The organism is Enterovibrio norvegicus FF-33 (genome assembly GCF_000286835.2).
Taxonomy (GTDB): domain Bacteria; phylum Pseudomonadota; class Gammaproteobacteria; order Enterobacterales; family Vibrionaceae; genus Enterovibrio; species Enterovibrio norvegicus_A.
On record NZ_AJYD02000016.1, the window covers coordinates 1 to 272 of the forward strand.

Here is a 272-nt window from a genome sequence, read left to right on the forward strand (position 1 = left end):
AAGGTTGAGGTCATCGGTTCGAACCCGATGTGTCGCTCCAAATTTTCATTGTCGATATTATCGAAAGTGAAGCCATGTTAGACATGGCAAGTTGACATCGTACTTTGAACGATTAATCGGACGCGGGATGGAGCAGTCTGGTAGCTCGTCGGGCTCATAACCCGAAGGTCGTTGGTTCAAATCCAGCTCCCGCAACCACATTTTATTAGTCGTTGAAAAACGGTTGATATTGCGACACTAGCTCAGCTGGTAGAGCGCAACCTTGCCAAGGT

Annotated in this window: 1 tRNA gene; it reads left to right on the forward strand. The window is 47.8% G+C overall.

The annotated features are described in order from the left end of the window. Positions 1-121 precede the first annotated feature (121 nt). Positions 122-198, forward strand: a tRNA-Met gene (locus tag A1OO_RS06730). Positions 199-272 lie beyond the last annotated feature (74 nt).